This window comes from Micromonospora sp. NPDC053740, from assembly GCF_040677775.1.
GTDB classification, from domain to species: domain Bacteria; phylum Actinomycetota; class Actinomycetes; order Mycobacteriales; family Micromonosporaceae; genus Micromonospora; species Micromonospora alfalfae.
On sequence record NZ_JBFASO010000002.1, the window covers coordinates 597,530 to 617,360 of the forward strand.

The window sequence follows — 19,831 nt, forward strand, 5'->3', positions numbered from 1 at the left end:
AGAGTCACCTCCTGGACCCGACCCGCTGCCCGGCACCACGCGGTCCCCACCCCACCGACAGCATCGGCCGGCCGGGCCGTTTCGGGGCTGCCGGCGCGGCCCCTCGGCGGGAGGATGTAGGCCGGGAACGCCGACCGGAAGGGGTGGTGGGTCGTGCGGGAGCTGGCGACGGAGTTCGAGGCCGAGCGGGGCCGGCTGCTCGCGGTGGCCCACCGGATGTTGGGCAGCCGCAGCGAGGCGGAGGACGCGGTGCAGGAGACCTGGCTGCGCTACGCCGGGGCGCTGGCCGACCCGGCGGCCCGCGCCGAGATCCGGGACCTGTCCGCGTGGCTGACCACCACCTGCGCTCGGATCTGCCTGGACGTGCTCCGCTCGGCCCGGGTCCGCCGGGAGGCGTACCCGGGGCAGTGGCTGCCGGAGCCGGTGGTGAGCCAGTTGGGCGGCCGGCCGCCGGCCGACGGCTACGCGCCAGACCCGGCGGAGCGGGCGGTGCGCACCGACGAGGTCGGCACGGCGCTGCTGGTGGTGCTGGAGCGGCTCGCGCCGGAGCAACGGGTCGCTCTCGTTCTGCACGACGTGTTCGCGCTGCCGTTCGCGCAGGTCGCGGGGGTGCTCGGCACCACCGAGGTGGCGGCCCGGCAGCTCGCCTCCCGGGCCCGACGGGCGGTCACCTCGCCGGACGTACCCCGGCACACCGCCGACCCGGCCGAGCAACGCCGGGTGCTCGAGGCGTTCGTCGCCGCCACCGAGTCCGGCGAACTGGACCAACTGCTTCAGGTGCTCGCGCCGGACGTGGTCTTCGTCGGCGACTCGGGCGGGCACTTCCCGGCCGCCCGCTGGCCGGTGCTCGGCGCGGACTCCGTGGCTCGCCTCACGCTCGGCCTGTTCGGCCGGACCGGCAGGTACACCGACCGGGTGCTGGCTCGGCCGGTGCTCGTCGACGGCGTTCTCGGCCTGCAACTGGAGACGACGCACAGCGACGGGCGACCGATCCGCCTGGTCACCGCGTTCGCTGTCGACCAGGGCCGGATCACCGCGATCTACAACCAGCTCAACCCGGAGAAGCTGACCGACCTGCCACCGCTGGCGGCGGCGGACGGCTGGCCGCCGCGCTGGTGAGCCGGCGCGGGCGGGCGTGCGGCCTCAGACCACCAGAGCCAACCACTTGCGGTACGCGGTGGCGAACGGCTCGGTGCCGTCACCCAGGGCCCCCAACAGCCGCTGTGCCGCGGCTTCGGCCTCGGCAACCACGTCGTCCGGGTAGCCGAACCGGGCCCGGTGCTCGGCGAACTCGTCCTCGTCGAGCAGCTCCACCAGGCCGGTGGCCCGACGCCTGACGACGTCCAGGTCCAGGTCGATCAGGTGGACGGTGTCGTCGGACTCCCAGTGGGCCGGGGTCGTGATGTCGCAGTAGACCTCGCTGGTGCGGGGCGGGGGGTTGAACATGCCCGTCCACCAGGCGCGGTGTGGCACCAACAGCACGAACGGGATCTTCTCCACCGACGGCCGGCCGTGGTAGACCGACTCGGTGCCCTCGGGCACGCCGAGCCAGACGCCGAGATCGTCCTCGGTGAGCCGGCGGGCCGGGTAGTCGCGGTGGGCGCTGCCGTCGTACTTGCGGTAGATCACGCGGACCATGTCGCTCGGCATGATTCGCACCCTAACCGATACAGCCCAACGCGTCGTAGCGCGGCCGTAACCGGACGGGGTCGGCCGCAACGACCGCGCCGGTCGGCATCGCGCCACGCGGCGGATGGGCGCGGTCGGTGTCGGCGGCGCCGGGTACCGTCGCACGGTGACTCCGCCCCGCACCGCCACCGGTTCCGCCACCCCGTCGGCCCGTGCCAAGGGCCGGCGGCGGGGTGCCCGGCCCAGTGGCACCGAGCTGCTGGCGGCGGCGGTCGGCGCGGTGCCCGGCGGCGCTGAGCGCCCCGGCCAACTTCAGATGACCACGGCAATCGAGGAGTGCGTGGCCGGCGGCGAGCATCTGCTCGTGCAGGCGGGCACCGGGACCGGCAAGTCGCTGGCGTACCTCGCGCCGGCGCTCACTGTGGACGGCCCGGTGGTGGTCTCCACTGCCACCCTGGCGTTGCAGTCCCAACTGGTCGACCACGACCTGCCCCGGCTCGCCGACGCGGTCGAGCCGGTGCTCGGCCGTCGGCCCACCTTCGCCGTGCTCAAGGGCCGCCATCACTATCTCTGCCTCGCCCGACTGGACAACTCCACCGAGGAGGAGCCGGAGGACACCCTCTTCGACGCACCCGCGGCGCGCCCCGGCGGCGGGACGAAGTGGCTCGGTGAGGCGGGCCGGCTGGGCAAGCAGGTCGAGCGGCTGCGCGACTGGGCCGAGAAGACCGCCACCGGCGACCGGGACGAACTGGACCCGGGCGTCGACGACCAGGCCTGGCGGCTGGTGTCGATGCCGGCCCGCGAGTGCGTCGGCGCGGCCCGTTGCCCGTTCGGGCAGGAGTGCTTCGCCGAGGCGTCGCGGGCCCGCGCCCGGGAGGCCGACATCGTGGTGACCAACCACAGCCTGCTCGCTGTCGACATGCTCGCCGACCGGCACATCGTGCCGCCGCACAAGTTGCTCATCGTCGACGAGGCGCACGAGCTGGCCGACCGGGTCTCCTCCGCCGCCCAGGCGGAGCTGGTGCCGGAGCTGATCGACCGGACCACCCGGCGGGCCCGTACGCTGCTGCGCCCGGAGACCGCCGAGGCGCTCACCGCCGCCGGCGACGCCCTGGCGGTCGGGCTGGCCGAGGCACCGGCCGGGCGGATCACCGCGGGGCTGCCGACGCCACTGCGGGAGGCGTGCACGCTGCTCGACGCGGCGACCCGCTCCGCCCTGGACGCGATCGGCGACATCAAGTCCGACGATCCCGACCCGGTCCGCAAGCAGCAGGCCAAGGCCGCCCTGGACGAGCTCTCCACCACCGCGCAGCGGCTACTGGAGGAGGGCGACCACGACGTGGCCTGGGTGGAGAAGAACGACAGCGGCAACCGCCGAGCGCTTGTGGTCGCGCCGCTGTCGGTGGCCGGCACCCTCGCCACCCACCTGTACGACGAACGCACCGTCGTGGCCACCTCGGCGACCCTGGCGCTGGGCGGCCGGTTCGACACCGTCGCCCGCGCCCTCGGGCTGGACGCGCCGCCGCCCGCCCCGCCGACCCCCGCCGCTGCCGCACTGGCCGCCCGCACCGGCCCCGGCCGGCCGGCTGCCGAGGCACCGGGCCGTCGCGTCGCCGGCGACGCCACACCGAACGCCGTCGTCCCGGCCACCGAAGGCCCAGGGTGGCGGTCACTCGACGTCGGTTCGCCGTTCGACTACGCCCGGCAGGGCATCCTGTACGTCGCCGCGCACCTCCCCCGCCCCAGCGTCTCCGGGTTGCCCGAGGCGGCCGGGGAGGAGCTGCTCGGGCTGGTCGAGGCGCTCGGTGGTCGTACTCTGGGGCTCTTCTCCTCCCGGCGGGCCGCGCAGCAGGCGGCGGAGCTGTTGCGCGCGCGGACCGACCTGCCGGTGTTGCTCCAGGGTGAGGAGGCGCTGCCGCTGCTGGTGCGCCGCTTCCGCGAGGAGCGCGCCAGCTGCCTGTTCGGGGTGATGTCGCTCTGGCAGGGGGTGGATGTGCCGGGTGACGCCTGCCAGCTCGTCGTCATCGACAGGCTGCCCTTCCCCCGCCCGGACGAACCGCTGGCGGCGGCCCGCGCGGCGGCAGTGGACGCGGGCGGCGGCTCCGGCTTCGCGGCGGTCAGCGTGCCGATCGCGGCGGTGCGGCTGGCGCAGGGCGTGGGCCGGCTGATCCGGGCGACCGGCGACAAGGGAGTGGTAGCGGTGCTCGACTCCCGGCTGGAGACGGCCCGAGGGTACGGGCCGTTCCTGCGCCGCTCGCTGCCCCCGTTCTGGTACACGACCCGCCCCGAGGTGGCCCGGGGCGCGCTGGAACGCCTGGCCAAGTCCTGACCCGCGCCGTGCCGCACCCACACCGCGCCGCACCCGCGCCGCTCGGGCCGGCCCAAGATCGCGCTCAAACAAGGAAAGAGTGGTCTCCCGCGGTCGGGAGGCCACTCTTTCCTTGATCCTGCGCGATCTCGCGGGTCTAGGGGGCCTGGGAGGCGACGACCACCGCGTCGGGCGGAGTGTCCGGGACCCTGCGGGCGGCAAGCCGGCGGACCGCGGTGTTCAGCACCGCGATGAGCGGCACGGAGACCAGCGCGCCGGTGATGCCGGCGAGTACGACACCGGCGGCGATACCGATGATCACGGCGAGCGGGTGGAGGGCGACCGCCCGGCCCATGATCAGCGGTTGGAGGACATGCCCCTCGATCTGCTGCACGCCGATCACCGCGCCCAGGATGATCAGCGCGGTGACCGGGCCGCTGTCGACCAGGGCCACCAGCACCGCCACGCCGCCGGAGAGCGCCGCACCGACGATCGGGATGAACGCGCCGAGGAAGACCAGTGCGGCCAGCGGGAAGGCGAACGGGATGTCGAAGGCGACCAGGAAGATGCCGATGCCGACCGCGTCGATGAACGCGACCAGCACTGTCGCGCGGACGTAGGCGACAAGCGTCTGCCAGGAGGCGCGGCCCGCGTCGTCGACCTTCCAGCGGGCGGCCACCGGCAGCAGCCGGACCAGGAAGCGCCAGATCCGGTTGCCGTCGCGCAGGAAGAAGAACGTCGCGAAGAGCACCAGCAGCGTGCCGGTCAGCACCTCGGCCAGGGTCGCGGCGGTGCTCAGCGCGCCGCTGGTGAACCTTGAGGTGTTGTTGTTGATCCAGGCCTGCGCCTCGTCGATGTACCTGTCGAGTTGGGTGTCGGAGAGATGCAGCGGGCCCGTCTTCAGCCAGTTCTGGATCTGCCGGACGCCCTCCGACGACTTCTCGCTCAGCTCCGGTACGCCGCGAATGAACTCGTTGACCACAAGCGTCAGCGTGCCGATCACCGCTGCCAGACCGCCGACAAGCACCACCGCCGTCGCCAGCGACCGGGGGAACCGGATCCGCAGCAACCAGCCCACCGCCGGGGCGAGCAGGGCGGAGAGCAGCAGCGCGATAGCCAGCGGAATGATCACGATCTTGACCGTGCCGACGATCCGCAGCAGCGCCCAGGCCACCACGCCGATCACGATCAGTCTCCAACACCACGCGGCGGCGATCCGCAGCCCGTGCGGGACGTCGGCGTCGTCCCGGCTGGAGGTGGAGCTGTGCAGGTCCACCGGAGGTTCCGCGCCGTAGACAGTGGCGCTCGCCGGCGCGGTCGGCCCCGGCACGGCCGGCGACGCCACCCGGGCCGCCTCCGACGTGTCGTTCAACGCATCACTGGAGACGCCCTCGTCGGCGCGCGCCGACGCCTGTCGTGACTGGTAGGCGCGGCGAAGCCGCCCGCGTACCCGCTCGAAGCGGCTCAAGCGCACCTCCTGGCAGAAAACCCGGCCCGCCGACGGCGACAGGTCGGACAGCATACGTCCGTTCCCGACACCGTAGGGCGGTTCCGCCACACAATGCCCCGACCACCTCCGGCGTAACCACCGGCCGGGCACCATCGGCCACACGGTAGCGTCTGCGACGTGACCGCCGACAACGATCTCGACGCCGGCCTGCCGATCCGCCTGCTGCACGACCGCGTGCTGGTGCGGATGGAGGGCAGCGAGGGCGAACGCCGCTCCACCGCTGGCATCGTCATCCCGGCGACCGCCGCCGTCGGCAAGCGCCTCGCCTGGGCCACAGCGGTAGGCGTGGGGCCGAACGTCCGCGCCATCGTCTCCGGCGACCGGGTGCTCTTCGACCCGGACGAGCGCTCCGAGGTCGAGTTGCACGGCCGCGGTTACGTGCTGCTGCGGGAGCGGGACGTACACGCCGTGGCCGCCGAGCGGATCGAGAACGACTCGACCGGCCTCTACCTCTGACGCACCTCCCCCGGCCACCAGGCCCCGTCGCGCACCGTTTGCCCAGCCGCACGACGGGAAGCCATCCGGCGACCGTGGCCCTGGGGAGGGACGATGCCGGTATTCGTGAAGAAGCTGTTGACCTGGGGCAGTGTCGCGTTCCTGATCTACTTCATGGCCTTTCGGCCGGACGGCGCCGCGCAGATGTTCCGGGCGGTCGGGGCCGCGCTGATCGCGATGTTCCAGGGCCTCGGTGACTTCCTCACCTCGCTGATGACCTGAGCCGCACTCCTGGTCAGCCGTCAGCCGTAGCTCTCACTGGTGCGTCGGCGGCCAGGGCGACGCCGGGCGCAGGGCGGGCCAGCCGGGCGGGGCGTACCCCACCGGAGCCGGGGCGGGAGCCAGCACCACCGGGATCGGCACCACCGGCTCGTCCGGCGCGTCCACCGCGCGCTGCGTGCCGTCCGGGAAGCGCAGGTGGTAGCGGCTGCCGTCCCAGACCCCCGCCGGGGCCTGCGGGTCCCGACCCACGAAGAACGACCGGTAATGGGTGATCGCCTCCAGCAGCTCCCGCTCCTCCCGGGCGGTCCGCTCCTGGTCGGCGGGTTTGCGGTCCAGGCCACGCAGCGCCCCGTCGCGCAGCAGGGCCAGCCGGGTCGCGGCGGACTGGTAACCCCGCATCGCCCGCACCCCGGCGTCGCCGGCCACCCGCCGCGCCCAACTGCGGGCGGCGTGCCGTCGGCCGAGACTGCTCAGGGCTGCCACCTCGGGCGGGCTGAGCCAGCCGGCGCGTACGTAGTCGGGCAGGACCCGCTCGGTGAGCCGCCCCTCCCAGGCGCGCAGCCACAGCGCCAGCCCCACGGTGCCGAAGAAGACCGGCACCATGAGCCCCAGGAAGCCGTACAGCATGATCATGGCTTCGCCGGTGGCCTGGGTCAGCGTGGGCAGCAGGTTCCACGTGCCGTGCAGCATCATCGCCAGCAGCAGACCGGCGATCGGGGCGAGCACCCGGATGCGCCGGTCCGCCGTCCGGGAGGCGATACCCAACCCCACACCGGTCATCGAGGTGAAAAGGGGATGGGCGAACCCGAACAGCAGGATCCGCAGAATGAAGATCGCGATGACCTGCTGGATGCCGGTGGCCGGGCCGTACCGGTCGGCGCCGGCCGCGTACCCCAACCCGCCCAGGTAGAGGATGTTCTCCACCATCGCGAAACCGACCGCGGAGAGCCCGCAGTAGACCAGGCCGTCGGTGATACCGGACCACTCGCGGCGGCGGAACACCAGCAGCAGGATCGGGCCCAGCGCCTTGGTCAGCTCCTCGATGAACGGTGCCACCAGCACCCCGGTGAGCGCGGAGGGCAGACCCCAGTCGGCGAAGCGATTGGCCGCGAAGTCGTTGACCGTGAGCGAGGCGGCGGTGGAGACGAACGCCCCCCAGGCGAAGCAGAAGATCAGATACTTCAACGGCTCCGGTTCGTACCGGTCCAGCCAGAGGAAGCAGGCGACCAGCACCGGCACCGGCAGGATGGCGGCGAGCACCCCGACCAGCAGGGCCTGCACACCGAGCGACTGGCCGAGCGTGAAGACCATGAAGACCGCGCACGCCGCGATCAACAGCACCACCCCGGCCAGCGCCAGGAACCGCCGCCAGCCCAGTCGGCGCAGCGGCATCCGGGGCGTCTCACCCATGGGCGGGACGGCTGGCGCAGGCGGGTCGGCGGGCGACGGCGGCAGCGGTGAACCGGGCGGGGTGTCGGCCATGCGGTCAGCGTAGCCATCCGCCGCCGGCTGGTTCGGTCGCATCGGTAGCAGCTATGCTGCCGGCAGGTCACGAGCGCCAGCGTCAAGCCCCGGCTTGCTGGCCGGCAACCCTCGTCGAGTTCGCGGTGGGGTGCCCCGGGTGATGACCGGGCCCAGCCCGATCGGTGTGCTGGGCAAGCGCGGACCCCGTCCCGATGTCACACCCGGGGTCCCTGACCCCGGAGGTTCCGGCGTGTCCGTCACACTCGTCTCCTCGCTGCCCACCGTGCCGTCGGTGCCGTCCGCGCCGCTCGACGTCCTCGGCGTGCCCGGCGAGATCAACCTGGACTACGCGGCCAGTGCGCCGTGCGCGCGGGCCGCCGCCGACGCGGTGGCCGAGCTGCTGCCCTGGTACGCCAGCGTGCATCGCGGAGCGGGAGCGCTGTCGCGGCGTTGCACCCTCGCGTACGAGCAGGCAAGGCAGACGATCGGCGACCACTTCGGCGCTCGCGCCGACGATCATGTGATCTTCACCCGCAACACCACCGACGCGCTCAACCTGCTGGCGCGGGCCGTGCCGGCCGGCACCACTGTTGTCACGTTCGCCTCCGAACACCATGCCAACCTGCTGCCCTGGCCGCGCGGGTCGGTGCGGCTGCCGGTGCCCAGCGACAGCGACGGGGCGGTACGCGATCTCGCCGCCGCCCTCACCGAGCTGCGCCGGGGCAGCAGCCCGGCGTTGCCGGTGCTGGTGGCGGTGACCGGTGCGAGCAACGTGACAGGTGAGCGGTGGCCGGTCGCCGAACTGGCGCGGGTGGCCCACCGGCACGGTGCCCGGATCGTGCTCGACGCCGCGCAGCTCGCCCCGCACGCCCCGGTCGACCTGCTCGCGCTCGACGTCGACTACCTGGCCGTGTCCGGCCACAAGCTGTACGCGCCGTTCGGCGCGGGCGTGCTGATCGGTCGGGCCGACTGGCTGGACGCCGCCCCGCCCTACCTGGCCGGTGGCGGGGCCACCAGCCACGTCGGGCCGGCCACCCACGACGTGACCTGGGCGACCGGCCCGGCCCGCCACGAGGGCGGCACCCCGAACCTGCTCGGAGCGGTTGCGCTGGCGGCGGTGTGCAGGGCGCTCGACGAGGCGGACCAGGGCGCGCTGGCCGCCCACGAGCAGGCCCTGCTGACCCGGCTACGGGCCGGCCTCGCCGCCCTGCCGCACGTCGTCGAGCTGCGCACCTTCGGCCCGGACGCCCCCCGGGTCGGCATCGTCTCGTTCGTGGTCGCCGGCCGGGACTCCACCGAGGTGGCCACGCGGCTGGCCGCCGAGCACCACATCGGCGTACGGGACGGGTTGTTCTGCGCCCACCCGCTGGCCCGGCGTCTGCTCGGCGAGGCGGCGGGTCGTACCGGCCGTCGGGACCTGCCGCCCACCGCGCTGCGTGCCAGCATCGGGCTGGGCAGCACCGCCGCTCAGGTGGACCGGTTGCTCGCGGCCCTGGCCGAGTTGGGCTGAGGCCGCGCGGCGATGGTCGCCGCTCAGCCGACCGGCGGGGCGGTGGGTGGCTTCGGTGCCTCGCCGGGCTCGGCGGGCTCACCGACCGGGCGCTCCTGCTCACCGAAGGCGGTGCGGATCCACCGGTTAGCCTCCTCCTGCTCGATCCCGGAGGCGACCAGCAGATCGCTCGCTGTGGTGCGGATCTGGGCGATCACCACGCTGCCGGAGAAGCCCACCCCGTCGCCGTACGCCCGGCCGGCCTCGCTGACCGCCCGCAGCGACCGTTCCCGGGCCTTCTCCGGCTCCTCACCGGCGGCGAACTCGTGCTTGAGCAGCCGGACCGACTCGGCGAGGTGACCGATCGCGTCCGGCATCGGATCGGGCACCGGTTCCTCGTCCTCGACCAACGTGACGGACCGGCGGATCAGCGTGCCGCTGTTGCGCATCGCCCGGTCGATCGGGTCGGCCGCCTCGGCGTAGTGGGTCAGTTCGTCGCGGCGGTGCCAGCGAGCCGGCGAGAGGGTGGCCGTCTCCTTCGCTCCCTCGATGGCCTCGCCCAACGTGGCCAACTCCTCCTTGTTGTTGCGCAGCCTCTCCAGTGCGCCCTGGATGGTGGCGCGGTCCCGGTTGCGCAGCCCGTCGGCTGTGGCGTCGAGCTGGGCGGCGAGCAGGTCCAGGGCGGGGCGGGCGGCCCGGTTGATCACTCGGAGCGGGTTCAGTGGCAGCAACACAGCCGTGACCAGCAGCGCGATCCCACCGCCGAGGAACGCGTCGACGAAGCGGGGGATCTCCAGGTTCTGGGTCGACGGGCTCAGCGTCACGATCAGCACCGCCGTGGCCGCCGCCTGGATGACGATGGCCACGCTCGCTCCGGCGAAGATGGTGAGCAGGATCGCCACTGTGACCACCAGGCCGAGCTGCCACGCCCCGGTGCCGAGCAGGTAGATCAGGAGGTCACCGACGGCCACCCCGACCCCCACCCCGACGATCAGCTCCACCGTCCGGCGGAACCGCTGACCGACCGACGCGGCAAGGGTGCCGACCGCGGAGATCGGCGCGAAGACCGGTTGCGGGTTGCCGAGCACCTTGTGCGAGATCAGGTACGCGAGCCCGGCGGCCAGCCCGGCCTGCACGGCGAGTCCGCCGGCCATCCGTACCCGGTGCAGCCGATCGTGCAGGGTGGCCCGGCTGCGGTGGCGCAGCTGTTCGGTGGCCTCGGCGATCCGCGCGCCGTCGATGTCCACCAAACCGTCGCGCAGCGCGGTACGGCGCACCACCGGCTGTCGCTTGTCCCGGGCCACGGCCATGGGCGCGACTACCCGTGGTGGGCCCGCTGAACCCTCCCTTCGGGCGCGTCGAGGGAGGATGCGGCAAACTCGGGCGGTGGTTGATCTGTTGGACCGATGGCGGGCGGCGGCCCGGGGTGCCGGCGCGAGACCCGATCCGGGTACCACCCGGGTCGGCGAGCAGTTGATCGTCCGGTGGCGGGAGCCGCACCGGCACTACCACACGCTGGCCCACCTGACGGCGGTGCTCGATGTGGTGGACCAGCACGCCGACCTGGCCACTCGGGCCGACGCGATCCGGCTGGCGGCCTGGTTCCACGACGCGGTCTACGACCCCCGGGCCGCCGGCGACGCCAACGAACGGGACAGCGCCGCGCTGGCCGAGAACATGCTCACCGGGCTCGGGGTGCCGGCGCCCACTGTGTCCGAGGTGCGCCGGCTGGTGCTGCTCACCGCCGGGCACGCTGTGGCACCGGGCGACCGGGACGGCGTGCTGCTCTGCGATGCGGACCTGTCCGTGCTGGCCGCGCCGCCGGCCCGCTACGAGCGTTACGCGGCGGCGATCCGCCGGGAGTACGCCCATGTGCCGGAGCCGGCCTTCCGGGTTGGGCGGGCCGCCGTGTTGACCGGCCTACTGTCGCTGCCCGCGCTGTTCCGGTCGCCACGGCTGGCGAGCCGGTGGGAGGAGCCCGCCCGGGACAATGTGCGCCGGGAGCTGGCCACCCTCACCGGGTCACCGGGGAACGCCCGTTGACCAGGTGCTTCGGCCGACGCAGGTCGGCGGCGCGGAGCAACCGGACCAGCTCCCGGCTCGGCACCACCTGGGCACCGAGCCACACCGCCGCCGCGAACCGGTCGGCCGGAATGTCGTAGTGGTCCCTGTCGAAGCCGCGCCGGGGCGCACCCAGCGCCTCGGCGAAGGCGTGCAGCTCGGCGTACGAGACGTCACTGATCAGGTGCGACCAGAGCCGACCGCGCCACGGCCAGGCCGGCCGGTCCAGGTAGAGCATGGTGCCCAAGTTATCCCGCCCAGTCGATCATGTTGATGATCGCCGGTCGGCGACCCAAGGCGTGTGTCAAAGCCTCGGTCGAGCCGAGGCGGAGTCCAGGCGGCGGTCCGGCAAGGCGGGAATCGGCCCGGATACCGGTGTCGTATCCGGGCCGATTCCCAACGCGACCGGTCGTCGTCTGGGCCCGCCGCAGGCCGGCCATGGGCTTTGACACACGCCTTAGCCTCGGCTGCATGGCTTCCACCGCGCTCCTCGACGACCTGCGCGCCGCGCTCGGTGACGACGCCGTGCTCACCGACCCGGACCTGCTGCGCATGCACCAGCGCGACGAGGCCGACCTGTGCGCCGCGGGCGTCCCGTTCGTGGTGACCCGCCCACGCGACACCGAGCAGGTGGTCGCCGTGATCCAGGCGGCGGCGCGGCACGGCGTACCGGTGGTGCCGCAGGGCGCGCGGACCGGGCTGGCCGGCGCGGCGAACGCGGTGGACGGCGCGGTGGTGCTCAGCACCGTCGCGATGAACGAGATCCGGGAGATCGATCCGGTGAGCCGGATCGCCGTGGTCCAGCCGGGGGTGGTCAACGCGGCGCTGGCCGGGGCGGTGGCCAAACAGGGCCTCTGGTACCCGCCGGACCCCGGCTCCTGGGAGTCGTCCACCATCGGCGGCAACGTGGCCACCAACGCCGGCGGCATGTGCTGTGTGAAGTACGGAGTGACCACCGAGTACGTGCTCGGCCTGGAGGTGGTGCTCGCCTCCGGCGAGGTGCTGCGCACCGGCCGGCGTACGGCGAAGGGGGTGGCCGGCTACGACCTGACCCGACTGTTCGTCGGTTCGGAGGGCACCCTCGGCGTGATCACCGAGGTGACCGTCGCGCTGCGGCCCGCCCCAGCCGACTCGCTGACGCTGGTGGCGGTCTTCGGATCCACCGCCACGGCCGGCGCGGCGGTGGCCGAGATCGCGGCTCGCGGGCTCACCCCCAGCCTGCTGGAGTTGCTGGACCAGACCCACCTGCGGGCGATCGAGGCGTACCAGCCGATGGGGTTGCGGACCGACGCGCAGGCCCTGTTGCTGGCCGCCGTCGACACCGGCTCCCGGGCGGCGGACGACCTGGCAGCGCTGGCCGAGGTGTGCGAGGCCGTCGGCGCCGACGAGGTCTACGCGGCCACCGACGCGGTGGAGGCGGCGGCTCTGCTCCAGGCTCGCCGGCTGGCCCACCCGGCGATGGAGAAGTTCGCGGCGGACGCCTACCCGGGCGGCAACGGCGGTCTGGTGATCGACGATGTGGCGGTGCCGCGCGGCGCGCTCGCCGCGCTCCTGGACGGAGTCGCCCGGATCGCGGCCGAGTGTGAGGTGCCGATCGGCGTGGTGGGGCACGCCGGGGACGGCAACATGCACCCGAACATCGTGGTCGACCGGGCCGACCCGGCGAGCGTGCAGCGGGGCCGACGGGCCTTCGACGAGATCATGCGGCTCGGCCTGGACCTGGGCGGCACGTGCACCGGCGAGCACGGGGTGGGGCTGCTCAAGCGGGACTGGCTGGCCCGGGAAATCGGGCCGGTCGGTGTCCGGGTGCATCAGGCGATCAAGTCGGCGCTCGACCCGGCCGGCCTGCTCAACCCGGGCAAGGTGCTCTGACCGGCTGTGGTCAGCCCTTGACCTCGGCCGGGGTCGCCTGGGTGAGCAGCAGCAGGATCTCCCCGGCGACCGGCGTGAGCTCCTCACCCGGGCAGTCCTGCGAGGTGATCAGCCCGGTGGAGGTGATGAGGCTGGACGTCAGCGCGTCGATACAGGTCGTCCGGTACCGCCGGGCCTGATCGGTCTCGTCGGCCAGCCTCGGGTTGGCGAGCAGCACCTGGAGCCGTTCGGTCAACTCCGGTGCGAGGGTGCCCCGGGAGGTCACGCCGTCGCCGGCGCAGTCGACGCACTGCCACGCGCCGTTGCGCTCCACGCTCAGGGTGCGCATCGGCCCGTCTTCGCCGAGCCGCTGGAGCAGGCTGACCTGACCGGCGGCGACAGTGGTGGGGATCTCCAACTGCGATCCGCCACCGGCCGTGCCGGCTGTCGGTTGCGCCACCGGGGTGCTCGGCTTGTCGTCCTCGAAGAGGGAGCACCCGGTCAGGGCGCCGACGAGCGCGACGGCGAGCAGGGTTACGAGCAGGCGAGGGCGCGCGCGGGGTAGCACGCGCGGAAACCTACCCCACCGTAGGTAGCGTCCGAAACCACCATCCGGGCCGGTATCGATGGTTACCCATCGGTAACGTCGCAATTCGTCATCGAGCGGACGGGCGCAGCTCCGCCTGATCGTCGTCGCCCCGGTCGGCCGCGTAACCCCGGACGTCCGGAGCGCCGAGGCGGGCAGCGTCCGCCGCCGCGTCGTCCGGCATCAACTGGGACTGCCGCTCCGCCTCCACCCGGGCCCGGTAGTGCTCGACCTCGCGTGCCCGGGTGGCCGCGTCCCAACCGAGCACCGCGCCCATCAACTCGGCGGTGTGCTCCGCCGACTCCAGCCCCCGGTGGCTGGTCTCGAACGAGATCCGGGTCCGCCGGGTCAACACGTCCTCCAGGTGCAGCGCGCCCTCGGCCCGCGCCGCGTACGCGACCTCCGCCGCCAGATACTCCGGAGCACCAGCCAGCGGGGACGCCAGCAGAGGATCGGCGTCGACCAGCGCCAGCAGGTCCAGGGTGAGGGTGCCGTACCGCTCCAGCAGGTGCTCCACCACGCCCACCGGCACACCGTGCCGGCGTGCCAGGTCGGCCCGGTCCCGCCACATGGCCGGGTACCCGTCGGCGCCGAGCAGCGGCAGGTCGGCGGTGCGCGACGAGCGAGCGCCACCGAGTCGGCGAGCGGCCCGGTCGACCACGTCGGACGCCATCACCCGGTACGTCGTGTACTTGCCGCCGGCTACCAGCAGCAGCCCGAGCATCGGCTCGAAGACCGCGTGCTCACGGGAAAGCTTCGAGGTCGAGTCGGCCTCGCCGGCCAGCAGCGGCCGCAGCCCCGCGTACACCCCCTCGATGTCGGCGGTGGTGAGCGGCCGTTCCAGCACTGTGTTCACCTGCTGAAGGAGGTAGTCGATGTCGCGGGCCGAGGCGGCCGGGTGGGAACGGTCCAGTCGCCAGTCGGTGTCAGTGGTGCCGATGATCCAGTGCCCGCCCCACGGGATGACGAAGAGCACCGAACTCGCCGTACGCAGGATGAGCCCCGTCTCACCGGTGATCGCCGAGCGGGGCACCACCAGGTGCACCCCCTTGGAGGCGCGCACCCGAACGCCGGGCCGCAGGCCAACGTCGTTGAGCATCCGGGACATGTCGTCGCTCCACACGCCGGTCGCGGCGATGACGGTGCGGGCCTGCACCTCGAACTCCGCGTCCGGCGACCCCGGCGGCGCCTCCAGGTCCCGGACGCGGACGCCGGTCACCTCGCGCGCCTGCCGGATCAACCCGACGGCGCGGGCACTGCTCACCACAGTGGCGCCGAGGCTGGCAGCGGTGCGGGCCAGGGTGACCACCAGCCGGGCGTCGTCGACCTGCCCGTCGTAGTAGCGGATCGCACCGGCCAGCGCGTCGGCCCGCAGACTCGGGAAGATCCGCCGGGCACCCTCCCGGGTCAGGTGACGGTGCAGGGGCATGCCCCGCCCTCCGCCGAAGACCCCGGCGAAGGCGTCGTACGCGGCCACTCCGGCGCCGTAGTACGAGCGGCGGAAGACCCGGGCCGGCAGATCCCGCAGGCCCCGTCCAGCCGGCAGCGGCACCATGATCGGCACCGGGCGGACCAGATGCGGCGCGAGCCGGGTGGCCAGCAGGCCGCGCTCGGTGAGCGCCTCGTGGACCAGGTGGAACTCCAACTGCTCCAGGTAACGCAGGCCACCGTGGATGAGCTTGCTGGAGCGGCTGGACGTCCCGGCGGCAAGATCACGCGCCTCGACCAGCGCCACCTTCAGGCCACGGGACGCCGCGTCCAGGGCGGCACCGGCTCCGGTCACCCCGCCCCCGATGACCAGCACGTCGAAGCGCTCGGCACGCAGTCGACGCAGGTCGGACGCACGGCGGACCGGTGAGAGCTGACCGGCGACGGATCGGGAGATATTGGGGTCACGCACCTGTCCACCGTAACCGTCGGGCCACCGTGTCGACATTTGCCGCCCGCGCCGGGCGACCTTCACGTCTCGCCGACGATGACGTCCCGCTGCCGTCGACGCGAGCCGCTTGATCTGATCAACGGCCAGCAGAAATCGGAGATTTGGACAGTTTCCGTTAGTGGTTAACGGAAACTGTCCAAGATCTCCTCAACTCTTCGATGAGGCAGTCGGTTCGAAACGGTTCACCGTGGTCGTAAGGTTCTCGGAATGCAAGGTCAGCCTGGGCACCCCGGAGTCAGCGCTCGCAATTCCCCGTGGCCGGTGGTCGCGGCAGTGCTGGTCGGCTGCTGGACGGTCGCGGTCACAGTGGGCACCCAGACCGGTGGCTGGCTCACCGATCAGGTGCTGCTGGGCTTCGGGCGGGACCGGCTCGGCTGGCTCTGGCCGGTGCTCGGCCTGGCCACCGTCGTGCTGGCCGGTACGCCCGCCCTGCTGCTGGCCCTCCTGCCCCGATCGGGCGCGGTCCGGGCCACTGGGCGGGCCTGGCTGATCGGGGCACTCGCGCTCGGCGTGCTCACACTGCTGCGGGTCGTGCCGCAGGTGCACCACGAGGCGTATCTCGCCGCGCTGGCCGGCGCGGCGCTGCTCAGCGCGCTCACCGTGCGCTGGTCGATGCGACGAGCGTCTCGTTCGCATGTCGGCACCGCGCCCGACGCCACCGCGTCGACGGCCGTCGCTGGCGCGCCCCTGAACGCCGAAGCCGCCGGCAACCCCGGGCCCAACGCCGACACCGCCCGCGCCGAAGCCGCCGGCAACCCCGGGCCCAACGCCGACACCGCCCACGCCGGAACCGTCGGCAACCCCGGGCCCAACGCCGACACCGCCCGCGCCGGGGCCGCCAGCAACCCGGGGCCGAACGCCGACACCGCCGCGACGGTCGGCGGGGGTCCGCAGCTGGTCGGGCTGCGGCGGGGGTCGCCCGGCCCGGTGCCGCTGCTCGCGGTCGCCGCCGGGTTGGCGCTGCTGCTGCCGTGGGCCTGGCTGGGCGCGCTCGGCGGTCTCCTGGAGACCGCGCTCGCGCTGCTGGCGGCCGCCGCGCTCGGGGTGCTCGCCGCGACTGTGCTGGATGCCCCCTTCTGGGCCGCGTTCGCGGTTGGGCGACCGCCCCGGCCGGCACGGCTGGTGCTGGTCGGCGGCCTGGTCGCCGGGGTGGCGCTGCTGCTGCTCGCGGCCGGGACCGGCCAGTCCGGCGCGCAGTTGCCCGCGCTGCTGACAGTGCCGCCGGTGGGTTTCGCGCTGGCCGCGCTCTGGGCGGCGACCTGGCGGCCCGACGCCGATCCGGCCGAGGCCACCCGCGCCGGCCGAACGGCGACCGGCTGGCTCGTGGGCCTCGCCGCGCTCGGCCCGCTGGCCTTCACCGACCCGGAAGAGATCAGCCTGCTGCTGGTCGGCACCCGGGACGTCCCGTTCTGGGTGGCGGCCGCCGCCGGCGTCGGGCTCGCCGTCGCGGTACTGGTCGCCATCGGGTACGCGGTGCTGCTCGCCCGGCCGACGGCACGCACCCCGAACAGGCGGGTCGCCGCGGTGGCGGCAGTGGCGCTGCTGGTGGCGTTCGGGGCTGTCGACCTCGGCCCCGGCCAGCCGGGCCTGTACGGCGAGCGGCTGTTCGTGGTGCTGCGTACGCAGGCCGACCTGAGCGGTCTGCCGGCCGCCGCGCCGGGTCGGGCCGGGCGGGACGCCCGCGCGGCGGAGGTCTACCGGCGGCTGGTGACGACCGCCGAGCAGAGCCAGGGCAGCCTGCTCCGGGGGTTGAACCGGCTGCGCCTCGACCCGGTGTCGTACTACCTGGTCAACGCGGTCGAGGTGGACGGCGGCCCGGCGGTGCGGGCCTGGATCGCCCGCCGACCGGAGGTGGCGCGGGTGCTGGTCAGCCAGCGCCTGCGGCCACTGCCGGCCCCGGCCGGGCAGAGCCGGGGCGCCCTGCCCAAGCCCACCGGCCCGCAGTGGAACATCCGCCAGATCGGCGCCGACCGGGTGTGGTCCCAGCTCCGGGCCACCGGCACGGGCATCGTGGTCGGCAGCTCCGACTCGGGGGTGGACGGCACCCATCCGGCGTTACGGGCCGGGTTCCGTGGTGGGGACGACTCCTGGTACGACCCGTGGAACGACACCCGGAGCCCGACCGACCAGGGCGGGCACGGCACCCACACGGTGGGCAGCGCGGTCGGGCGGGACGGCATCGGGGTGGCGCCGGACGCGCAGTGGGTGGGCTGCGTCAACCTGGACCGCAACCTCGGCAGCCCCGCGCACTACCTGGACTGTCTCCAGTTCATGTTGGCGCCCTTCCCGGCCGGCGGTGACCCGTTCACCGACGGCCGTCCGGAGCGCGCCCCGCAGGTGCTGACCAACTCGTGGGGTTGCCCGCCCATCGAGGGTTGCGACCAGCGCGTTCTGCGGCCGGCCACCGCGGCCCTCGACGCCGCCGGGATCTTCGTTGTCGCTGCGGCCGGCAACACCGGCCCGTGGTGCGCGTCGATCGACGATCCGCCCGCCCCGTACCCGGACGTGCTGACAGTGGGCGCGGTGGACGCCAAGCGGCGGGTCGCCGAGTTCTCCTCGCGCGGGCCGGTGCCGGGTGGCTCGGGTAAACCGGACGTGCTGGCACCGGGGGTGGGGGTGGTGTCGGCCATGCCGGGCGGCACGTACGCCGCGCTGGACGGCACGTCGATGGCGACCCCGCAGGTGGCCGGCGTGGTCGCGCTGATGTGGTCGGCGAACCCGGCGCTTGTCGGTGACGTGACCCGGACCCGGCAGATCCTCCGGGACACCGCCACTGCGGCGACGCCGACCTATCGCTCCGACAGCCCGTCCGACGCCTGCGGCGCACCGTCGAACGTCACCGGCGCCGGCGAGGTCGACGCCTACGCCGCCGTTCAGGCCGCCCAGCAATAGGCAGGTCTCCTTACTGAAGCGCCGTGCCGGGGGTGCGACACGACATTCGGTGATCTAGGGTCGGCGACCATGGACGCCGAGATCACCGTCACCGAGCTGACCGCCGACCTGGTCACCAGCGTCGTACAGCTCTGCCAGCAGTCGCTCGACCTGCCCGAGGACTCCGCCGAAGCGGCTTCCATAGTGGACGTGCTCTGGACCCGGGCCACCACCGACCGGCCGGTGGTCGGGCTCGGCGCGTACCGAGGTGCGGACCTGGTGGGGGTGCTGATCTGTTCGGTGTCATCGACCGAGCCGGGGATCGGGCACGTGGACCTGGTCGCTGTCCTTCCGGACCAGCGGCGTCGGGGCGTCGGCCGGGCACTGCTCCAGCGGGCCGAGCGGGTGCTCGCCGAGCGTGGGGTGACCGAGGTGCTGCTGGCCGGAAACCCGCCGTACTACGCGTGGCCGGGAATCGACGTCCGCTACACGCCGGCCGTCTGCGCCGCCCTCGCGCTCAGCTACCAGCAGGACCGGACCGCATGGAACATGACAGCGGACCTGTCGTACGACGGGTCGCCGGCACTGCGGTCCACGGAGGCGACGGAGCGGCGGCTGGCCGATCAGGGCGTCACGGTACGCCGGGCGGAGCCGGCGGATCTGCCGGCGCTTGTCGCGTTCGCCAGGTCCACCTTCGGCGGAACGTGGGACGGAGAGCTGGCCGGGTCGGTCGGGCGCGCCGACGCCGGTTGCCACCTGGCGGAGCGGGACGGCGAGGTGCTCGGCTTCGCCGCGTACGGGTCGTCCCGGCCGAGTTGGTTCGGGCCGATGGGCACCGCGCCGGCCGCGGAGGGCTCGGGCATCGGTGGGGTGCTGTTGCGGCGCTGCCTGCGCGACCAGCGGGCGGCGGGGCTGGATCGGGCACAGATCGGCTGGGTAGGGCCTGTGCCGTTCTATTCGGGCAGCGCGGGTGCGTGGATCGAGCGGGTCTTCTTCCTGTACCGGCGAACCCTGCCCAGGGCGTAACCGGGGCAAACAGGACATAGATCCATTCGCCCGCACCGGCCATCGACGCCCCCTACCGTTTCGGTAGAGGAGGCAGCCATGACCGCGGATGACAACCAGACCGAGGACGGCCCGCCGATCACCTGGAAACCGGTGGGTGAACTCCCCGGCCAACTGCCGTTCGACAGGCTCGACTACGGCGACGCCGAGCAACTGGCCGAGATGACCACCGACGGTGAGCCGTCGGCGGCCGAGGAGCCGCAGGAGATGGTGGACGCGCCGATCCAGCTGCTTCCGCCGTACAACCGGGCGCAGAAACGGCGCAACCAGCGCCCACTACCGACCTGACGACGAACGGGGCGGACCGCGTCAGCGGCCCGCCCCGTTCGGTGTCGGACTGG

17 protein-coding genes and 1 riboswitch are annotated in these 19,831 nt (G+C 73.5%); of the genes, 10 read left to right on the forward strand and 7 right to left on the reverse strand.

Annotation, left to right across the window (positions count from 1 at the left end; genetic code table 11):
* The first annotated feature begins 153 nt into the window (after positions 1–153).
* Entirely contained in the window at positions 154–1,119 is a 966-nt protein-coding gene (gene sigJ, locus AB0K35_RS07415; RefSeq protein WP_238667000.1) for an RNA polymerase sigma factor SigJ, read from the forward strand.
* 24 nt (positions 1,120–1,143) lie between these two features.
* Here sigJ and AB0K35_RS07420 read toward each other — a convergent pair whose 3' ends face one another.
* Positions 1,144–1,650 (reverse strand): DUF402 domain-containing protein, encoded by a 507-nt coding sequence (locus tag AB0K35_RS07420; RefSeq protein ID WP_357279879.1) that lies wholly within the window; start codon positions 1,648–1,650, stop codon positions 1,144–1,146.
* Positions 1,651–1,753: 103 nt separating this feature from the next.
* On the opposite strand from AB0K35_RS07420, the gene AB0K35_RS07425 reads away from it, so the two are divergent.
* Positions 1,754–3,958 carry an ATP-dependent DNA helicase gene (locus AB0K35_RS07425; RefSeq protein WP_238667002.1) on the forward strand — a complete coding sequence of 735 codons (2,205 nt, stop codon included), beginning with the start codon at positions 1,754–1,756 and terminating at the stop codon, positions 3,956–3,958.
* Between the two features lie 136 nt (positions 3,959–4,094).
* On the opposite strand, the gene AB0K35_RS07430 is transcribed toward AB0K35_RS07425, so the two are convergent.
* On the reverse strand, positions 4,095–5,459 hold the full coding sequence (locus tag AB0K35_RS07430) for an AI-2E family transporter (protein WP_363884226.1): 1,365 nt from the start codon (positions 5,457–5,459) through the stop codon (positions 4,095–4,097).
* 105 nt (positions 5,460–5,564) lie between these two features.
* Here AB0K35_RS07430 and AB0K35_RS07435 point away from each other — a divergent pair, with 105 nt between their 5' ends.
* A complete protein-coding gene (locus AB0K35_RS07435; RefSeq protein ID WP_091402887.1) occupies positions 5,565–5,903 on the forward strand; it encodes a co-chaperone GroES in 339 nt (112 codons plus the stop codon).
* A 93-nt stretch (positions 5,904–5,996) separates the two neighbouring features.
* A complete protein-coding gene (locus tag AB0K35_RS07440) occupies positions 5,997–6,164 on the forward strand; it encodes a hypothetical protein (protein WP_238667004.1) in 168 nt (55 codons plus the stop codon).
* 33 nt (positions 6,165–6,197) lie between these two features.
* Here AB0K35_RS07440 and AB0K35_RS07445 read toward each other — a convergent pair whose 3' ends face one another.
* Positions 6,198–7,688 carry a PrsW family intramembrane metalloprotease gene (locus AB0K35_RS07445; RefSeq protein ID WP_238667005.1) on the reverse strand — a complete coding sequence of 497 codons (1,491 nt, stop codon included), beginning with the start codon at positions 7,686–7,688 and terminating at the stop codon, positions 6,198–6,200.
* A 23-nt stretch (positions 7,689–7,711) separates the two neighbouring features.
* Positions 7,712–7,832: riboswitch (SAM riboswitch) on the forward strand.
* Between the two features lie 46 nt (positions 7,833–7,878).
* Between AB0K35_RS07445 and AB0K35_RS07450 the strand changes: the two genes are divergently transcribed.
* Positions 7,879–9,138 carry an aminotransferase class V-fold PLP-dependent enzyme gene (locus tag AB0K35_RS07450; protein WP_238667006.1) on the forward strand — a complete coding sequence of 420 codons (1,260 nt, stop codon included), beginning with the start codon at positions 7,879–7,881 and terminating at the stop codon, positions 9,136–9,138.
* A gap of 23 nt (positions 9,139–9,161) precedes the next feature.
* Here the strand turns inward: AB0K35_RS07450 and AB0K35_RS07455 are convergent, their stop codons facing one another.
* Positions 9,162–10,364, reverse strand: coding sequence for an FUSC family protein (locus AB0K35_RS07455; protein WP_238667166.1), 1,203 nt, complete (start codon positions 10,362–10,364; stop codon positions 9,162–9,164).
* A 139-nt stretch (positions 10,365–10,503) separates the two neighbouring features.
* Between AB0K35_RS07455 and AB0K35_RS07460 the strand changes: the two genes are divergently transcribed.
* Complete coding sequence (locus tag AB0K35_RS07460; RefSeq protein WP_363884229.1) at positions 10,504–11,160, forward strand: metal-dependent phosphohydrolase; 657 nt, start codon at positions 10,504–10,506, stop codon at positions 11,158–11,160.
* Here AB0K35_RS07460 and AB0K35_RS07465 read toward each other — a convergent pair.
* Positions 11,132–11,416, reverse strand: a complete 285-nt coding sequence (locus AB0K35_RS07465) for a DUF4031 domain-containing protein (RefSeq protein ID WP_363884231.1) — start codon at positions 11,414–11,416, stop codon at positions 11,132–11,134. The genes AB0K35_RS07460 and AB0K35_RS07465 overlap by 29 nt on opposite strands.
* A gap of 233 nt (positions 11,417–11,649) precedes the next feature.
* On the opposite strand from AB0K35_RS07465, the gene AB0K35_RS07470 reads away from it, so the two are divergent.
* On the forward strand, positions 11,650–13,050 hold the full coding sequence (locus AB0K35_RS07470) for an FAD-linked oxidase C-terminal domain-containing protein (protein ID WP_363884233.1): 1,401 nt from the start codon (positions 11,650–11,652) through the stop codon (positions 13,048–13,050).
* Between the two features lie 10 nt (positions 13,051–13,060).
* On the opposite strand, the gene AB0K35_RS07475 is transcribed toward AB0K35_RS07470, so the two are convergent.
* Together AB0K35_RS07475 and AB0K35_RS07480 are read right to left on the reverse strand one after the other, a co-directional pair.
* Complete coding sequence (locus tag AB0K35_RS07475; protein WP_363884235.1) at positions 13,061–13,597, reverse strand: hypothetical protein; 537 nt, start codon at positions 13,595–13,597, stop codon at positions 13,061–13,063.
* A gap of 88 nt (positions 13,598–13,685) precedes the next feature.
* A complete protein-coding gene (locus tag AB0K35_RS07480; RefSeq protein ID WP_357367510.1) occupies positions 13,686–15,500 on the reverse strand; it encodes a glycerol-3-phosphate dehydrogenase/oxidase in 1,815 nt (604 codons plus the stop codon).
* Between the two features lie 261 nt (positions 15,501–15,761).
* Between AB0K35_RS07480 and AB0K35_RS07485 the strand changes: the two genes are divergently transcribed.
* The 3 genes from AB0K35_RS07485 to AB0K35_RS07495 all read left to right on the forward strand — a co-directional run bounded on the left by AB0K35_RS07485 (position 15,762) and on the right by AB0K35_RS07495 (position 19,778).
* Positions 15,762–18,446 carry a S8 family serine peptidase gene (locus AB0K35_RS07485; RefSeq protein WP_363884237.1) on the forward strand — a complete coding sequence of 895 codons (2,685 nt, stop codon included), beginning with the start codon at positions 15,762–15,764 and terminating at the stop codon, positions 18,444–18,446.
* Between the two features lie 69 nt (positions 18,447–18,515).
* Complete coding sequence (locus AB0K35_RS07490; protein ID WP_363884239.1) at positions 18,516–19,451, forward strand: GNAT family N-acetyltransferase; 936 nt, start codon at positions 18,516–18,518, stop codon at positions 19,449–19,451.
* Positions 19,452–19,529: 78 nt separating this feature from the next.
* The gene (locus AB0K35_RS07495) at positions 19,530–19,778 is read left to right on the forward strand and encodes a hypothetical protein (protein ID WP_238667013.1); all 249 of its coding nucleotides are present in this window, start codon (positions 19,530–19,532) and stop codon (positions 19,776–19,778) included.
* Positions 19,779–19,831 lie beyond the last annotated feature (53 nt).

Bases quoted from the DNA above. Each gene is read 5' to 3' on its own strand.
- AB0K35_RS07420 (WP_357279879.1), bottom strand. From the start codon at position 1,650: ATGCCGAGCGACATGGTCCGCGTGATCTACCGCAAGTACGACGGCAGC.
- AB0K35_RS07425 (WP_238667002.1), top strand. From the start codon at position 1,754: ATGGGCGCGGTCGGTGTCGGCGGCGCCGGGTACCGTCGCACGGTGACT.
- AB0K35_RS07430 (WP_363884226.1), bottom strand. From the start codon at position 5,459: ATGCTGTCCGACCTGTCGCCGTCGGCGGGCCGGGTTTTCTGCCAGGAG.
- AB0K35_RS07440 (WP_238667004.1), top strand. From the start codon at position 5,997: ATGCCGGTATTCGTGAAGAAGCTGTTGACCTGGGGCAGTGTCGCGTTC.
- AB0K35_RS07445 (WP_238667005.1), bottom strand. From the start codon at position 7,688: ATGCGACCGAACCAGCCGGCGGCGGATGGCTACGCTGACCGCATGGCC.
- AB0K35_RS07465 (WP_363884231.1), bottom strand. From the start codon at position 11,416: ATGCTCTACCTGGACCGGCCGGCCTGGCCGTGGCGCGGTCGGCTCTGG.
- AB0K35_RS07470 (WP_363884233.1), top strand. From the start codon at position 11,650: ATGGCTTCCACCGCGCTCCTCGACGACCTGCGCGCCGCGCTCGGTGAC.
- AB0K35_RS07485 (WP_363884237.1), top strand. From the start codon at position 15,762: ATGCAAGGTCAGCCTGGGCACCCCGGAGTCAGCGCTCGCAATTCCCCG.
- AB0K35_RS07490 (WP_363884239.1), top strand. From the start codon at position 18,516: ATGGACGCCGAGATCACCGTCACCGAGCTGACCGCCGACCTGGTCACC.
- AB0K35_RS07495 (WP_238667013.1), top strand. From the start codon at position 19,530: ATGACCGCGGATGACAACCAGACCGAGGACGGCCCGCCGATCACCTGG.